Raw genomic sequence first — 13,842 nt, 5'->3', positions numbered from 1 at the left:
GAAATCAGGACGGGATTTATTATTAGAAACGAGTAAAATAATATTACAACTTGTCTCGATAGCTCAGCAGGATAGAGCAACAGTTTCCTAAACTGTAGGTCGGAGGTTCGAATCCTCTTCGGGACGTCAACGTTAGAAAAGCGCTATGTATCGCGGTTTGTCATCCGTCAATCAATACGGTGACAATGCGGTGACATGGCGCTTTTTTTTGTAGTCTGTAGGACGTGATTTTTGACGCTGTGGGACATCGAATGGTGAACGTAGGACACTTGCGGCTTTATTACAAAGGAGCTAAAACCGTATGAAACGTAAGTTTATTGGCGAAAGAGGAGCAACATCAGCGCCCCAAGTCCAAAAGCCTCGGGAGGTCCTATATACCCTCGAGGAGGCCATCGAAATCTTTATTCGCGCTAAAACAGCGGAAGGAGTTCGGCCGGGAACGATCACTGGCTACCATGATATTTTCCGTTACTTCCGGCAATGGTTAGACGAGGATATTACGAATGTAAATGATATTACCGCGGACCTTATTCGCAACTATATTAATTACCTGCGCACTGAAAGGACGCCTTATGCCGAAGACCCTCAACGGAAACGTAGCGGTAAAGGATTATCGGTACATACTATTAATATACGGATTCGCGGACTGAGTACGATGTTTCGTTTTCTATTTAATGAAGGAATGATTCCGAATAATCCCATGCAGAATATTTCGCAGGTTCGGGACGATGCTCACGAAGAGGTGCCAGGTATTCCGGACGAACAAATCGATGCCATACTCGCCTCTTATGACGATCGGCAATTCGCACAATGGCGCGATAAGACTCTTATTCTATTGTTATTGGATACCGGCCTTCGAATCGGTGAGGCGCTATCATTGACCGTGTCTCAAATTGATTTCAAAGATTTAACGGTCACTGTGCCGTCTCAGATTGCAAAGAATCGGAAATCACGCGAGATACCAATTAGCCGTGAGGTTGCGAAGAGAATGCGCCAATTGCTCGATGAAACGCAGCAATATTTCGGAGAGGACGCTCAGTTGTTCATGAACGCTTATGGTGAGGACTTTACTGACGGTGCCTTTCGTCGGAGATTGAATCGCCTGAAGCGTAAGTTAAATATAGAGAAGTTAGCCCCGCATATGTTCCGCCATACTTTCGCAAGGAATTATGTATTGAATGGCGGAGATATTTTCACCCTGCAAAAGATACTCGATCATGCGGATATACAAACCACTCGTAAATATGTCCAAATGGATAGCGAGCATATTCGCGAGCAGCACAATAAGTTTTCGCCTGTACGCAATATTATGAAGCGCAATGGTATCCGTACGTAATAAAAAAGCCGTCCTAAAAAGGGCGGCCTTATTGACCAAGCGTTTCTTCATCGACGATTTTATCGCCTTTCTCAATCGCAATTATTCCCCCGATAATCAATAAAACGTCCGCGATAAAATAAGCCCACACGGTAAAATATGTACCAGCAATCGCGGAAAGTATCATCAGAGCGCCACCTGTATGCGGATTCTTTTTACACATCACTGCGCCAACTATTGCGACAGCCCCGCATAAAATGCCTGCGAACCCTTTCCAAGCAATTGACGAATCAATAAAACCGAAGCCTACAAAAACTAACATTCCGCCCAGTAAACCGAAAATACCGCCAATAAGTCCGAGAATCCCTTCCGTTTTCATCCTTTATCGCCTCCTAGTACTATTCTACTGCATTTAAAAGCGAAATAGTTTAAATTGGAAAAATATTCTATCGTGTGTATTGCGTCAGTTTGCGTCAATAAACAAAAAAAAGACCGGACCCACGAAGGACCGGTCGTTAATTATGCCCCAGCACCGCCAGCAGCTTGTATTTTATTTGCGATGATATCCATCAGTTTATCCGCAGCCTTTTCTAAGTTACCGCCAACTCCGTGAATGTGAATGCCGCCCTCAAACGTGATAGCGCGACCATTACCGTTGGTATATTCTTTGTTTTCTTCCGGCGTGAGAATTCTCTCGCCTTTATGGAGCGTATACTGCGCGCCATTGTGAGGCACGTATGATAGTCCACCGGCTCTCGATTCGCCTTTCTTCTTATCTATAAGAGAGCCTACCGCTTTTTTTACGCCCATACTTTTTACTTTATTTATGGCAGCCCCGACTGAATCCCCCGATAGAATCTGCAACATCCATGAATCCTTGACTGCCGCGTTAAATCCGGCAATTACTCCTGAGCCAATCGCAGCACCTACCTTTGTTGCAACTGGTAAAAGAACTTCGGTAGTTGCCTCAATAACCGCCGACAATGACTGAAATAACGTGTTTACTGTATCGGCAATTTGTTTGCTGCCGCCTCCATCCAGCCACTTAATGAAAGTCTTAAAAATATCTGACATCACCCACTTTACCTGACCAAATATCGTGGATTTCTTTTTAAATTCCTCGTTATTCCGAACTCTATCGATCCACTTTCCGATACCAGTTGACGCATTAACGAATCCGGTCGCAACGTTCTCAAGCATCTTGGCGCCTGTTTTTTGGAATCCGCTAAGTGATCCGCCAGATATGCCGTTGTTTAGTCCGTCAAGGAACTTTTTAATGACACCTAATGCCGGTGCACCCATGTCCCGGAATATAACGGCTAGCTTCTCTTTTATTTGTGCAAAAATTCCAAGCGTCGTCCCACCCATATCATCGATGAGCCTTTGCGTTAACCCAATCTTAGAAAAATACTTGTCTAATGCCTTTAACTGTTCCGGTAATTCCATCTTCTTGATATCATTCATAATTTTCTTCGGCATCTCAAAACGACGTACCATCGAAATGGAGTCCCCGCTTGCAAGCTCCCTTAACGCGAAGACTGCTCCTTCCAACCCTTGAACGGGATCCACAGCGCTGAGGCGTTCTGCTAACGACCAAAGTTGCTCTAGTTGTTTCATATCCTTTGTAATGCTAATAAAAGATTTAGAGTTACCGAGCATATCCTGCGAATTGAAAATTGGTGAATCAATCGCGAACTTGTTTACTAAGTCCATATATTGCTTTCCGAGTTCCTTGTCGTTAAGCATTGCGTTAATTACCACAGTTGATTGTTCGTACTTCGCGGCTTCGAGCACAGTGGAATCGAATATCTTCCTTGCAGCTGCGGCTGATCCGATTGCCGCTCCGAGCCCAGCAAACATCCCAGTCAATTTCGAAATATTTCCCGCCATACTCGACGCAGAACGCATAATACCACGTGCTGGCGAACTGAAGCCGTCGTGAAGCCGGAGAGTCGCCTGTAAATTAAAGCTCAAACTGTTTCACCTCTCTTTCAAATTCCGCAAATAGACGGTCAATCTCGTCACTCTTGCGCTGGTCATAAGGTTTTCCGTCAGTTAACTCAATGCGCAGTCGTTCGCATGTCTCGACTAATGGCACCAGTTCCGGATCTTCTTTCTTGGTCGTAGCAAACGATAATTTGTACCCCTTGATCCTTTTCAGGCGCCCTCTCGGATTTTTACCGTCTGCCATTTCGTTAAACAACGCGGTTACGTCGTTAATGAAGCATTGCAAACGGAAGAGCCTCCGCGCTCGTAATAACTCGTTCATATGTTTTCCCCCTGTCTTTTGTCCGCTCCCGCCCGGTTTGCCGGGGTTCATTGCAGCTATGTACGCAAAAAGGACGCTCAGCCGAAACCGAGCGCCAAATAGGAGGGAACCATTTGCTCCACGGGACCAACAATGGCAGAGTCTCCGTTTCATCGCAAAATAAAAAGCGCTAATGCGCCTTATTCCTCTTTTCCAAATGCTTCTATTCTCTTCCGCAATTCCTCAGCCTTTTTCATAAAATCTACATATTCAGGGTCAACCGGTGTACTAGATTTCTTCTCCACTTTCGCTTCCGGATCTTCGTAAACCGGTGGATTTTCATTCTTAGCCACGAAATACTGTTCCGGATTATGATAGTAAACAAGTGCTTCACGGTTGAATGTATTAGCTATGAAACTAGCTTCAATACTATTAGTGCCGTACATTTCTGTTGGAGGAAATATTCTAGGGTTCTCTAAGTTTTCTCTCGCTGCCTGCATGATCGCCTGGGCTTCTCTTGCCTCATCTGTTTTAAAATTATTGTCTAAATCATTATAGATTTGTGATAGCTCAACACGATAAGCCTTGTCGTCACCCGACATCCTTAAAATAGCACCGGACAGTTCACCGAATTCATCCCGTAATAAATCGGCTAAGTAAGGGTCTTTTATCCCTTCTACGAAACTTACAAGTTTTTGTTTTGCATACTTCGCGTCTACTGATAACGAAACTTGCGTTTTTATCTCTCTTAATGACTTCTCAAATCTTCTAACGGTCTCCTCATCAGGACGCTTTAAAGGATTGTGGACGATTTTATCAGCGATATCAAAAGCTTTTTTAAGGTCGCTCACATACTTTTGTTTGCGGAGGCTGACGTCCGATAAAAATGCCCGAGTGGCCTTTTCCTTGAACTCTGTCTTTTTAACCTGTCTTCCTTCCGCCGAAAGTAAATTATCGCTTTCAATTGCCGCTATTTCTTTACCAAGATGGCTCCAATTTTGATTTAAATATGTTGCAGAACTCCTTCTAATATCCATTGCATCTTCAAAGTATTTTTTAGCCTGTTCAATTGTTTTCATGTTATTTATCCCCTTTATTGTTATTGTTTTTTGTTTTAATAGATAAGTAGTACAACGCTGTCTGTACCTCAGCAGGTAGTAGGTCATGAATGGTTGTTGCCATCGCTTTAATCGGTTCCTTCTTACGCTTATTCATATAATCGCTCCTCAATTGAATCTCTTCTATTTTCTTGAACCGCATCAATCGCAAGGATTACCGTGAATTTTCTTGTGCTTGATGTCATTCGAAAGTCCAGCCATCTATTTTCCGCATAAATGCCGGCTTTTCTCTTTAACTCTGCGAAATTACTACTGAAGTGTGGCAACGTAGAGATGAACCTTACACCTTCAGCCTCAGGCTTTACATTCGGCAGGAGTTCCGCAAACATGTAATGAATTATTTGACGCTTGCTTGGAAACTCGGACCTTGGAAGGAAATATGAGAATATGTGGTAAACCTCATTATCTTCCAGGAGCTCAGCACCAACGGCCCAGGCTTCCGGGTCTTTCTCGTATATAGCTAATGAAATTGTCGTAATGCGACTCATCCGCTCTCAGTCCCTTTTAGACGTTCCAGAAGATTTTGAGTCCAGTTCTTTTCCTTCTGACCTTGAGGACTATTCTTCTTTTTAAATTTTCGTTTTTGCCATTGGGTCATTCCGTCAAGCCTTAGTTCTTTAGTGCTTCGTCGTCCCACTTACGCAGCCATCCTTTCTCTAATCTTTCGGTCAAAGAGCGTATCCATTACTAGCTTCGGAAGGGTTGCGGATATATGCGATTTAGAGCAGTTCCGACCGAATCTATATTCGAACTCTTCTCCTTGAAATGTCACGTAAGCGACAATAAAACGATTTTCACATACTAGCTTAGCCGTCATCGTTATCTCCTCCATGTCAAGCGCCTCAATCTCTGGACACTTTTCGTCGCTCCTTCTGTTCCTTTGCGATCACTTTTTCGCGTTCAACTTCCGCCAGGCAGTCAGTACAGTAATATTTGCCGTTACTGATTGGCTCGTCGCACGCCTTGCATGTCTTCATCTTGATTCCTCCTAAGGTAGTTGAATTCATAACACCCTCAACAGATTTTTAGCACAGAATGGCTGTTTTTAGGGCCTGTTTTCCGTTCCGAATAATCTAGGAAGGGTATAGGCGCCAGGCACCTTAAACAGCCTCATTATCACGATTTTCTGCTATTCCAAGCATCCGTTCTGCAACCCTTCTTTGCACAACAGGTACCTTAAATTGAACCGCAATTAAACGGTCGTTTTTAAAGTAGTCGCACATTATGGCCCAGTCCTTCTTGGAACGTTTGATGCGTCGAATGACATCTCTGTCTTCGCAATAAACTGCTAACCATCCAGGCTCAAGCTTCCATATCTGATTCATACTTTGCTTCCTCTAATGCGATTTGCTTTTTAACGTAAGAAATGTGATCATCAGTCATTTCTGAGGCGATATCTTCCTTTTTACTCCCTGATAATAACGCTAGGTACTCAATGACTAACGCCATGTTTTCTTCTGGTACCTTTTTATCTAAAAAGTGGGTAGCGACTGGCTTAGTGCCTTTTGATGAATTACACCGGTTACATGCCGGAATTAAATTAGCAAGCGTATTGCGGCCGTTTTCGGACAGAGGGACAATATGGTCAAGGTGTAAGTTTCTCGCTTTTTCCGGTCTTTTTGAACAATAGGCGCAGCATCCTTCAAAAACGTTGAGTAATAGCCTTATTTCTTTCGTGGTAACTTCCATCGGAATGCCCAGTTTTTTGGACCTTAACCTTAACCTTCGATATGCTCGAACGGCCTTATCCTCGATTTTAGTTTTGCAGGATTTGCACCTGTTCGTATACTTATCTTTACGACGGCTATCAACCTCAAATAAATCTAGTCCCTTAGTCTGCTTACAGATTCTACACTGGCGCGTCTCACTCATCGGCGAGCACCTCCGTATAACGCAACGTCCATTTTATCGTTCAGTCGCTTTAAATCTGCCGCTAACAATTCGAGTTCCTTTTTTAAATCATTCATTCGTTCATTCGCTCCTTCTATTCGTTTAGTAGTCGTTCTAATTTAGCAATTGTGCGTCTCATTTCAGCAAACACACGGATTTCTCCGCCCTTTTGAACTTCGACCAGCGCTTGCAGGTACGAAATTAAGGCGCTAACTTCTTCATTCGTCGTCATTCAGATCATCCTCTTCTTCTTGCGTTTCTTCTTCAAAATCAGGGTAGTCGGGTTCTGGCTCATACTCAATCGTGCGGGTAGCTTCGCAATATTTCGCTTTTCTCGACGATGTCGCATCGTTACCGAAATATTCATGCACCGTCAACTCTTCGAAAATATCCATTTGACAACCGCCTTTCTATTGACGTATAATTATAATTAGGATAATCTACGGTATTTTTCAACGTAAGACAAAAAATCGTCAGTAAGATCGAATTTAGCCGCAAGTTTGGACTTTACCATCGGTGTTACTGCCCTGTTTCCTAGCTCGATATGAGCCACGGTAGCCGTACTGACTCCAATATATTCAGCAAAATCACGCTGATTCATAGAGGAGTATAAACGGATTAAACGAAATTTCTCACCATTCATTTTTTTGACCTCCTTTAATATTGTTTAATTACTATTAGCCCTAAAAATAACGGGCTTTTATCCGCTCTTTACCTTCCTATAAATAATGGGAGTCCGTCCCCCGATTCTTGGGCGATTTTCCGAATATTTTTCGCTTTTTTCCACTTTTCACTTTCTAATTGTTCCGAAGTTAAATCCGCAAGTTTCCTCGTTACGCACTCACCAATAACAGGCTCGCTTTTTACCTTTTTCGGGAAGTAAATCGGATTCGCTTTGTTGATTTGCCTCTCGATATCTTTCGATTCCATCGGAAATTCATTTCGGACATTTAATTTTCGTTTCCAATCCTCCGTAACTTCACCGTAAAACCAGTCTGGCAAATAAGTCGGATTATCAAGGATCTTTTTCGTGCGATCATAACAGTCGCGGCTGTACTTTTCGTTTTCATTGCAAGTACGGCAGCAATACTTCGCATCTCTCTTCCGCTTCTTTTTCCCTTGGAAATTGTCCGCATCAATCGGAAATACACACAGACAAAAGCGGTGTTTGCAACGTTTCCACTTCTTACGCTCCTCACGGTAGTCCGCCCAGGTGACGATTACTTCTTCGTAACATTCCAGCGCGTCCATTCCGAACGTTTTCAGCAAAGCGAGATACCTTAACGCATTGAATTCGATAATCTCTTTAAAATCGCTGTATAGGTCCGTGATAGTATAGTCGCTTTTATTTACATGCTCACGCTCAAGCTTACGCCATTCAGCAGCCGGTCGTGTTTTAATTTCATTTCGTTTTTGCGCCCGGATTAAATACTCCGCATTCATGTCGAGAAGGTTTCCGATACCCTCTTGCGTTGTTAACGGAGCCTTGCGCACCTTTTCGTCCTCTACGTTTGCATAAGGAGCCATTTTGCCCGCCTTATCAATCGTTCTCATGCGGCTAGGACGTTCACCTACATACTTTACATATCCAACGAGCATATCTTCGAGAGTTGTAGAAAGCGTATCGAAGCGCATTTGAAGCTCGTCGACAGTCGTATCCTCGCCCGGTGCTTTTCCGTAAGACTCTTTTATTTCCGCCATTTTAACCTTTAATTCCGCATCAGCGATTACCTTTTTGTGAATGCTTGTCATTGTAATTCCCCCATGTTTTTTATTTCGCTTGCAATATCCGCTAGTTTTCTCTATAATTTAAAATGCGGACTTATGTGCTTTCTTTCTTTTAAACGTGTTATCATCATTCTAAAATGCGAGTCGTCTACCTTAAATTCAGCATAATAGTCTGCGGCCGTCATTCCACGGATTTTAGCTATCCTGATAATCCATTCATCTAAATTAGCGACTTTCGATTTTACTCCTATATTCCTCCGCGGTTCCATATCGTTATCGCAGCGGTAGCACCTTCGAACCGGACCGTTTTCATAGATTTCGATTTCAACTCCTATTCGTTCGCAATATGGACAGTTCATCGCGATTCCCTCCCTTATTATTTACATCCGAAAATTTGCATTAATAACGCATCCGGCTTTCCTTGTTTGCGGTAGAATATAAACGGATTTAAAATAACTAGCGTGTCGCGTTTATCTCCGCTCAATTGTTTGAATAGTTTGCGCTGTACTTGGGCGATGGCTCCGACTTCGTTCAATTTAAGCATAACTGCATTAGCTTTTTGACGTGGTATCCCGACCTTTTCAGCTATTTCCGTACCGTTCAAAAAACGCACTTGCGTCGGATCATCTTCAAACGGATTATCACAAATTAAATTCGTTTCATAATGGACGTAAGGCAGTAATTTATAAAGGAAGCCCGCCTCTGCTGCGCTTATTTTCAACTCTTTAAGTGTGGTATGAAACGTTTTAATCAACATATCAGCTTCGCTCCCCGCTCTTTTCCTGAAATGATATCGCTCGTTTACTCTGTAGTTTCCGTTGGCAGTCGTTTCAAGAATGTCATGTAACTCCATCTCTTCTATAACCGTCTTTGCTGACCTCAGTTTAACGCCCAAAACCTTCGCTAATTCTTTCATGTCAAGAGGAACTTCGTCTTGACCTTTGCATACGAGTACATTAGACTTGAATTGAATATGCGGTTGTAACATCAGAACGTAGCCGCAAAGTTTACTAGATAAATTGTCCGTTAAGTCGCGTATGTGGCGCATATGCGAAAAGGTAAAATGGCGATTATCAGATTTCTTTGCGGCGTGTTTCCTGCGTCTTTCTTTTTCTTCAATCGGTTCGTAAGCGTATAATCGACCAGCTTCGTCCTTTCCGTATCCGTTGTTTCCTATCGGTGTTATGTCGCCGACCGGCCTTTCTGATAATAATTTACCTACGTTTTGTTTTATATCTTCATTCAATTTCCTCAACCCCTCCAAATATGTGTCACCTTTTTTGCACTTTTTGCGGTAGATGTGTCACCTTTTTTGCACGTTTTAAAAATCACCAAAAACACTGAAAAACCTTGATTTTACGCCGTTTTTCTCCGTTTTCCACCCCTTTTTGAATCAATTTGCTAGTTATTACTTCTTATCTTCTATAAAGAAAAACTCCTAAAACCTTGCGCCCCGACCTTCCGCCCAAAACCAGGGCTCCAGGTCGTGCCGCCACGACGTTTCTTTTATATTGCTTACGCTTCTTAAGACCACCGAAAAAGTACAATAATAGATAGCAAGACGGGGCGTTTTTCCCCCGGATTGCAACGCTTTTAAGGGTCGTAAGACCAGGCGCTTATTATCCGATTTGAACGATTTCTTTAATGTTCCTTACTGCATCATAAACTAGCGGCTCTATTCCGCCTTTAATATGACGAAACTCTCCGTATTTATATATCTCGACCGCAAACATCGCTTTCGCTATTTCTTTGTTCGGTGCTTCTACGATGACTTTTTCGGTATACTTTCGGTGATAGTTATTTGCATCAACGTAGAGATAAGAGACGCTTATATTAGCGAGGTCAAACATATCGTAAGGATTTGCAACCTCCTTCGCTAATCTAATTGATGGCGCGTAAGTGACTTCGTATTTTTTCATCGTTATTTCCCTCCGTTTACAATCTGTTTACATAGCGTAATAGTCTGATCGCTGAAATGTCCGTTTAGCTCGCGGTTATATTTCGGAAGTATCGGTTTAGCTCCCGTTTCCATCTGCGCGTAATACGACTGTCCTATCCGTAATAATTTCGCCACGTCCGCTTGAGTCATGCCGTAACTGTTGCGGAGTAATTTTAGTAACGCTGGTGTGATCGTGTGCATTGTGTTGCCTCCTTCGTAATTTTTTATTACTAGTTTGATAAATAAAAAGAGAATCCGAAGTCATGGGGCACTTCAGCCTTCTATAATAATTGGACTCAATCCCCCGATTTTAGGGTTGACAGCGAAAAAAATTTGAAGTAATATGTTATTATAGGTTAATTCTGCATAAAATACCTCTATATACCCTGATTATACCACAGGTTGTCAAACCCGATTTAACGTCATATTAAGCGATTCTAGGCGCTCATCTCCGTATTACTTACGAATACTAATTCATGCTCACCATAGCTCTCGAAACCTTTCAAAGCGTTGGGGCTCTAGGTCTGACGACTCCAATGGACAAATATTACAATTGTGTTACATTTTTATAGTCCGCTAGAAAAATACCCTATATAATTAATGACGCAGTAACTACCAAAACGGGACGCTCTTTGCGAAAAAATAGTTCCTTTACCTTATTAAACGTTTCAAAAATTAAAACCGCGCAGCCTCTTCAGGATGTATGCCACTATTGCGGCCCTTTTTCGGACAAATAAAATACCTCCTACCTTATAATAAGGATGAGCAGGCATACCCGCGCAGTCTTTCTATAAAGTATGTCGTTTGAGAATCGGAAACTGCGCACCCTCTTATTAAAATATGTCTCGAAAACGGGCTGTTTCGGACAAAATATTTTATCCTTACGTGTAATTATAGGAGCGAGTTTGCATTTTCGCGCACCTTGCCTCAATTTTTATTATTTATTGTTGCGAACATTAGTTCGGTGTGTTATTATGAAAATAGAAAAAGGCCTGATCCGCTACCAACGAATCAAGCCGTAAATTACTCAGCGCTGCCTATAATGGGTTGCCGCCCGTCACTGAGCTTCGGTCAACAGTCTTGTGACGGCTCCAAGCACAATTTCTTCGTGCCGTTGAAGGAGCTCCGCATGGAGTCGCGCTATTATTTAAAATCGCTTGCTCGGATGCCTCTGCCCTTGACACCCGAACGTAACGATTACCGATGAGTATTGCCGTACCCTTTATGATTTTAGCGGTTGCCGCCGCATTTGTTAAGGTATTTTGTCACATTTATGCGAAAATTAAGTTGAGCAACGTGCCCGGTCGCTCTTGTAAGTAATCGGTAGCATCAGCGTCAAGGTCGACGAGTACCTTCGCATCATTGCCAGAAATGATTGCGTTATAAAGACCGGTTTCAGCGCATTTATCATTCGGGAAAACTAATACTTTATTTCCTAGAAGCAAACCTTTTTCGTTTTCACTTTCACGGATTTCACCTTCGAAACGGTATTCAACAGTTACAATTTTCATGATATAATCAAACCTCCAAAGATTTATTTTTTGTAGCTCGGTGATACTACGAATATCATCGGGCTTTTTACTTTTCTCTAGGTCCCTTAGCAAAGCCTCTCACTACCTGCAAGAACGAAGCTTTCGTCAGCCAATCGAGGTCCATTTCGGAATCAAGGAACTCCGCATAAAACCTCTTGCATGTCTCTCGGTCGATATAAACGAAAGATTGATCCTCTTTCACCGGATAATCCAGTAAAAAGATAAACGGTTCCTCTTCGGTACTTTCCAAGACCATGTCGGGCGCTAATAGAATTTCGTCTACTTCCAACGGTGTCCAGTCAGGATCAACGCTGTCAGTGTAAATAACTCGTATGTTCCGCACCATTACGCTATTCTCACCTCCTTTAAATTTTCACCGAATAATTCCTTCGCTTGAGCTGCGCTGATTTCACCGCAACCGAATTTAGCTTTCGGAGATATTTCTGCAAACAATTCCGTCATTCTTGCTGGTGGAACTGTTACTGGTGCTTGCGGATTATGACTTACGAGATATAAATTCCACCATCCGACGATTGTTTTTACATAACGTACCTGCATCACTTTACACACCGCCCTTAATTTCGGTTAAGTTTTTAATTTCTGTTTCTAAAAACTCTTTAATCCGCAAATATTTTCCTTCATCTTCTTCACGGTGAAAATCGTAGTAAAATTTACCCTCAAAAACTTTCAGTTTCCACTCTTCCTTATTTTTTCTGACTGATACTGAAAGCTCACTTACATGCGGTGAATAATCAAAAAACACTGTGTAATCACTAACTTCATCTAGCAACAGCGCCAAACCGATAATTTCCCTCTTTACTTTTGCACTGCTCATACTTTTTACCTCCTTTTGACTACGTTTTGTTGTCTACACTCTTATATTAACCCGACTACTTTCCGTTGTCAACATCTTTTGACTACTTTTTTTAGTCAGTGTATAATAAGATTAAGAAGGAGGAGATATCATGCGAATCAAATCAAATTTAAAGGCAATTTTAGATGAACGAAAGATGTCGATCAGACAATTAGCTGAAGATACTGGATTGCCGTTTGAAACTTTACGGAGACTTTATAACGACGAGACTAAGCAGTATCAACGGGATACAATCGGAAGAGTTTGCGAGGTGCTAGGCGTTGAGATAAGCGATATATTAATATTGGTAAACGAAGAAGACGCCCAGCAATAAGCCAGGCGCCTTTTTATTTTACGATAAATAAGCCATAGATCACCGTCCCTATCGCAGCCCATGAAGCAGCCCTCTTACTAAGCATGTTAATAAGAGCATACACGCAACCGCCAACAACGGCGATGACAGGCAGCGCCACAGCAATATCCGCAATCCAATCAATAATACCGTCAACGGTAATTTCCGTAAATTTCTCACCTAACCACCCCTTCAATTGCGTTATAGGACCGTCCCACCAGTTTATATGACCGACATAATTAACCGCGTTCTCCGCCATAGGGGTCGGATCGAGCCAGCTACCGTCTGCGCCTTTCATTCCGAGATGTAAATGCGGACCAGTTGAATTGCCTGTATTGCCGCTGAGCCCGATTATTTCGCCAGCGTTAACATGTTCGCCTATCCGCGCCTTAACCTCCGACATATGGCCGTAAATGGCCCGTGTACCGTCTTCAAATTTAATCGATAACCCTTTGCCGATGTTTCCAGTACCGTCAAAAACACGATCGACTATGCCGTCACCTAGCGCCCTGAGTTTCGTTCCTTCCTGCATAGCCAGGTCGACGCCAGTATGTGGCGTTTTATGCACCGCATCAACTGAGCCGAACTTGCTTGTTATTCGTACAATCATATTGCTTTCATCGCTTCAACAAGTATCTTCAGGAATAACGGTGTTAATTGGACCAATACATAACCAAGACCAGCCCCTTGCATCATCGTAAAGCCTTTCTCTTTGTTACCGATCATTATGAATAAAGCACCGCCTAAAACAACGACCATTGCAATCGGATAACTTATGGCCTGAATTAACGTGATTAACGGGTCAAAAGCATGGAGCATTTTATCGTAAATCGCACTTGTTGTAACGGCTGCATTTGATGAAGCTGC

General features: G+C 42.6%; 25 protein-coding genes, 1 tRNA gene and 1 pseudogene. 3 read left to right on the top strand and 24 right to left on the bottom strand.

Annotated elements, in window-relative coordinates:
- Positions 1-52: 52 nt before the first annotated feature.
- Positions 53-126: transfer RNA gene (locus COJ96_RS06885), tRNA-Arg, on the top strand.
- Between the two features lie 175 nt (positions 127-301).
- Positions 302-1,336 (top strand): tyrosine-type recombinase/integrase, encoded by a 1,035-nt coding sequence (locus COJ96_RS06880; protein WP_098572225.1) that lies wholly within the window; start codon positions 302-304, stop codon positions 1,334-1,336.
- Between the two features lie 28 nt (positions 1,337-1,364).
- Here the strand turns inward: COJ96_RS06880 and COJ96_RS06875 are convergent, their stop codons facing one another.
- The 22 genes from COJ96_RS06875 to COJ96_RS06790 form a co-directional block, all read right to left on the bottom strand.
- Complete coding sequence (locus COJ96_RS06875; protein ID WP_098572224.1) at positions 1,365-1,694, bottom strand: DUF4064 domain-containing protein; 330 nt, start codon at positions 1,692-1,694, stop codon at positions 1,365-1,367.
- Between the two features lie 140 nt (positions 1,695-1,834).
- Complete coding sequence (locus COJ96_RS06870) at positions 1,835-3,289, bottom strand: hypothetical protein (RefSeq protein WP_098572223.1); 1,455 nt, start codon at positions 3,287-3,289, stop codon at positions 1,835-1,837.
- On the bottom strand, positions 3,279-3,584 hold the full coding sequence (locus tag COJ96_RS06865; protein ID WP_098572222.1) for a hypothetical protein: 306 nt from the start codon (positions 3,582-3,584) through the stop codon (positions 3,279-3,281). Before COJ96_RS06865 ends, COJ96_RS06870 begins: the two co-directional genes overlap by 11 nt.
- A 179-nt stretch (positions 3,585-3,763) precedes the next feature.
- A complete protein-coding gene (locus tag COJ96_RS06860) occupies positions 3,764-4,642 on the bottom strand; it encodes a hypothetical protein (RefSeq protein ID WP_098572221.1) in 879 nt (292 codons plus the stop codon).
- Position 4,643: 1 nt separating this feature from the next.
- Positions 4,644-4,778 carry a hypothetical protein gene (locus COJ96_RS29165; protein ID WP_257148456.1) on the bottom strand — a complete coding sequence of 45 codons (135 nt, stop codon included), beginning with the start codon at positions 4,776-4,778 and terminating at the stop codon, positions 4,644-4,646.
- Positions 4,771-5,169 carry a hypothetical protein gene (locus COJ96_RS06855; RefSeq protein WP_098572220.1) on the bottom strand — a complete coding sequence of 133 codons (399 nt, stop codon included), beginning with the start codon at positions 5,167-5,169 and terminating at the stop codon, positions 4,771-4,773. The genes COJ96_RS29165 and COJ96_RS06855 overlap by 8 nt, the downstream gene beginning before the upstream one ends.
- Entirely contained in the window at positions 5,166-5,318 is a 153-nt protein-coding gene (locus tag COJ96_RS28495) for a hypothetical protein (RefSeq protein WP_180230006.1), read from the bottom strand. Before COJ96_RS28495 ends, COJ96_RS06855 begins: the two co-directional genes overlap by 4 nt.
- Entirely contained in the window at positions 5,319-5,498 is a 180-nt protein-coding gene (locus COJ96_RS06850) for a hypothetical protein (protein WP_098572219.1), read from the bottom strand.
- Positions 5,499-5,781: 283 nt separating this feature from the next.
- A complete protein-coding gene (locus COJ96_RS06845; RefSeq protein ID WP_098572218.1) occupies positions 5,782-6,006 on the bottom strand; it encodes a hypothetical protein in 225 nt (74 codons plus the stop codon).
- Complete coding sequence (locus tag COJ96_RS06840; protein WP_142332970.1) at positions 5,984-6,553, bottom strand: HNH endonuclease; 570 nt, start codon at positions 6,551-6,553, stop codon at positions 5,984-5,986. The genes COJ96_RS06845 and COJ96_RS06840 overlap by 23 nt, the downstream gene beginning before the upstream one ends.
- 112 nt (positions 6,554-6,665) lie before the next feature.
- Positions 6,666-6,803 (bottom strand): hypothetical protein, encoded by a 138-nt coding sequence (locus COJ96_RS28490; RefSeq protein WP_180230005.1) that lies wholly within the window; start codon positions 6,801-6,803, stop codon positions 6,666-6,668.
- Positions 6,790-6,966, bottom strand: a complete 177-nt coding sequence (locus tag COJ96_RS28485; protein WP_180230004.1) for a hypothetical protein — start codon at positions 6,964-6,966, stop codon at positions 6,790-6,792. The genes COJ96_RS28490 and COJ96_RS28485 overlap by 14 nt, the downstream gene beginning before the upstream one ends.
- A gap of 35 nt (positions 6,967-7,001) precedes the next feature.
- The gene (locus COJ96_RS06835; protein ID WP_098572217.1) at positions 7,002-7,214 is read right to left on the bottom strand and encodes a helix-turn-helix domain-containing protein; all 213 of its coding nucleotides are present in this window, start codon (positions 7,212-7,214) and stop codon (positions 7,002-7,004) included.
- 68 nt (positions 7,215-7,282) lie between these two features.
- Positions 7,283-8,323: a hypothetical protein gene (locus COJ96_RS06830; protein ID WP_098572216.1), complete on the bottom strand. Its 1,041-nt coding sequence runs from the start codon at positions 8,321-8,323 to the stop codon at positions 7,283-7,285.
- A gap of 50 nt (positions 8,324-8,373) precedes the next feature.
- Positions 8,374-8,658, bottom strand: coding sequence for a hypothetical protein (locus tag COJ96_RS06825; protein ID WP_098572215.1), 285 nt, complete (start codon positions 8,656-8,658; stop codon positions 8,374-8,376).
- Between the two features lie 17 nt (positions 8,659-8,675).
- Entirely contained in the window at positions 8,676-9,545 is an 870-nt protein-coding gene (locus COJ96_RS06820; protein ID WP_098572267.1) for a hypothetical protein, read from the bottom strand.
- A 373-nt stretch (positions 9,546-9,918) separates the two neighbouring features.
- Positions 9,919-10,218 carry a hypothetical protein gene (locus COJ96_RS06815; protein ID WP_098572214.1) on the bottom strand — a complete coding sequence of 100 codons (300 nt, stop codon included), beginning with the start codon at positions 10,216-10,218 and terminating at the stop codon, positions 9,919-9,921.
- A 2-nt stretch (positions 10,219-10,220) separates the two neighbouring features.
- The gene (locus COJ96_RS06810; protein WP_098572213.1) at positions 10,221-10,439 is read right to left on the bottom strand and encodes a helix-turn-helix domain-containing protein; all 219 of its coding nucleotides are present in this window, start codon (positions 10,437-10,439) and stop codon (positions 10,221-10,223) included.
- 1,070 nt (positions 10,440-11,509) lie between these two features.
- Positions 11,510-11,749, bottom strand: coding sequence for a hypothetical protein (locus COJ96_RS06805; RefSeq protein ID WP_098572212.1), 240 nt, complete (start codon positions 11,747-11,749; stop codon positions 11,510-11,512).
- Between the two features lie 67 nt (positions 11,750-11,816).
- Positions 11,817-12,116 (bottom strand): hypothetical protein, encoded by a 300-nt coding sequence (locus tag COJ96_RS06800; protein ID WP_098572211.1) that lies wholly within the window; start codon positions 12,114-12,116, stop codon positions 11,817-11,819.
- Entirely contained in the window at positions 12,116-12,331 is a 216-nt protein-coding gene (locus tag COJ96_RS06795; RefSeq protein ID WP_098572210.1) for a hypothetical protein, read from the bottom strand. The genes COJ96_RS06800 and COJ96_RS06795 overlap by 1 nt, the downstream gene beginning before the upstream one ends.
- A 1-nt stretch (position 12,332) precedes the next feature.
- Entirely contained in the window at positions 12,333-12,605 is a 273-nt protein-coding gene (locus tag COJ96_RS06790; protein WP_098572209.1) for a hypothetical protein, read from the bottom strand.
- Positions 12,606-12,735: 130 nt separating this feature from the next.
- Here COJ96_RS06790 and COJ96_RS06785 point away from each other — a divergent pair, with 130 nt between their 5' ends.
- Complete coding sequence (locus COJ96_RS06785; RefSeq protein WP_098572208.1) at positions 12,736-12,957, top strand: helix-turn-helix domain-containing protein; 222 nt, start codon at positions 12,736-12,738, stop codon at positions 12,955-12,957.
- A 13-nt stretch (positions 12,958-12,970) separates the two neighbouring features.
- Here COJ96_RS06785 and COJ96_RS06780 read toward each other — a convergent pair whose 3' ends face one another.
- Positions 12,971-13,585 carry a M23 family metallopeptidase gene (locus tag COJ96_RS06780; protein ID WP_098572207.1) on the bottom strand — a complete coding sequence of 205 codons (615 nt, stop codon included), beginning with the start codon at positions 13,583-13,585 and terminating at the stop codon, positions 12,971-12,973.
- Positions 13,582-13,842: pseudogene (locus tag COJ96_RS28480) on the bottom strand (hypothetical protein); the annotation flags it as partial. The gene COJ96_RS06780 and the pseudogene COJ96_RS28480, both read right to left, overlap by 4 nt.

This window comes from Bacillus sp. AFS073361, from assembly GCF_002567005.1.
Lineage (GTDB): Bacteria > Bacillota > Bacilli > Bacillales > Cytobacillaceae > Neobacillus.
The sequence above is the reverse complement of the archived record's forward strand: the minus strand, read 5'-3'. Positions and strand labels throughout refer to the sequence as shown.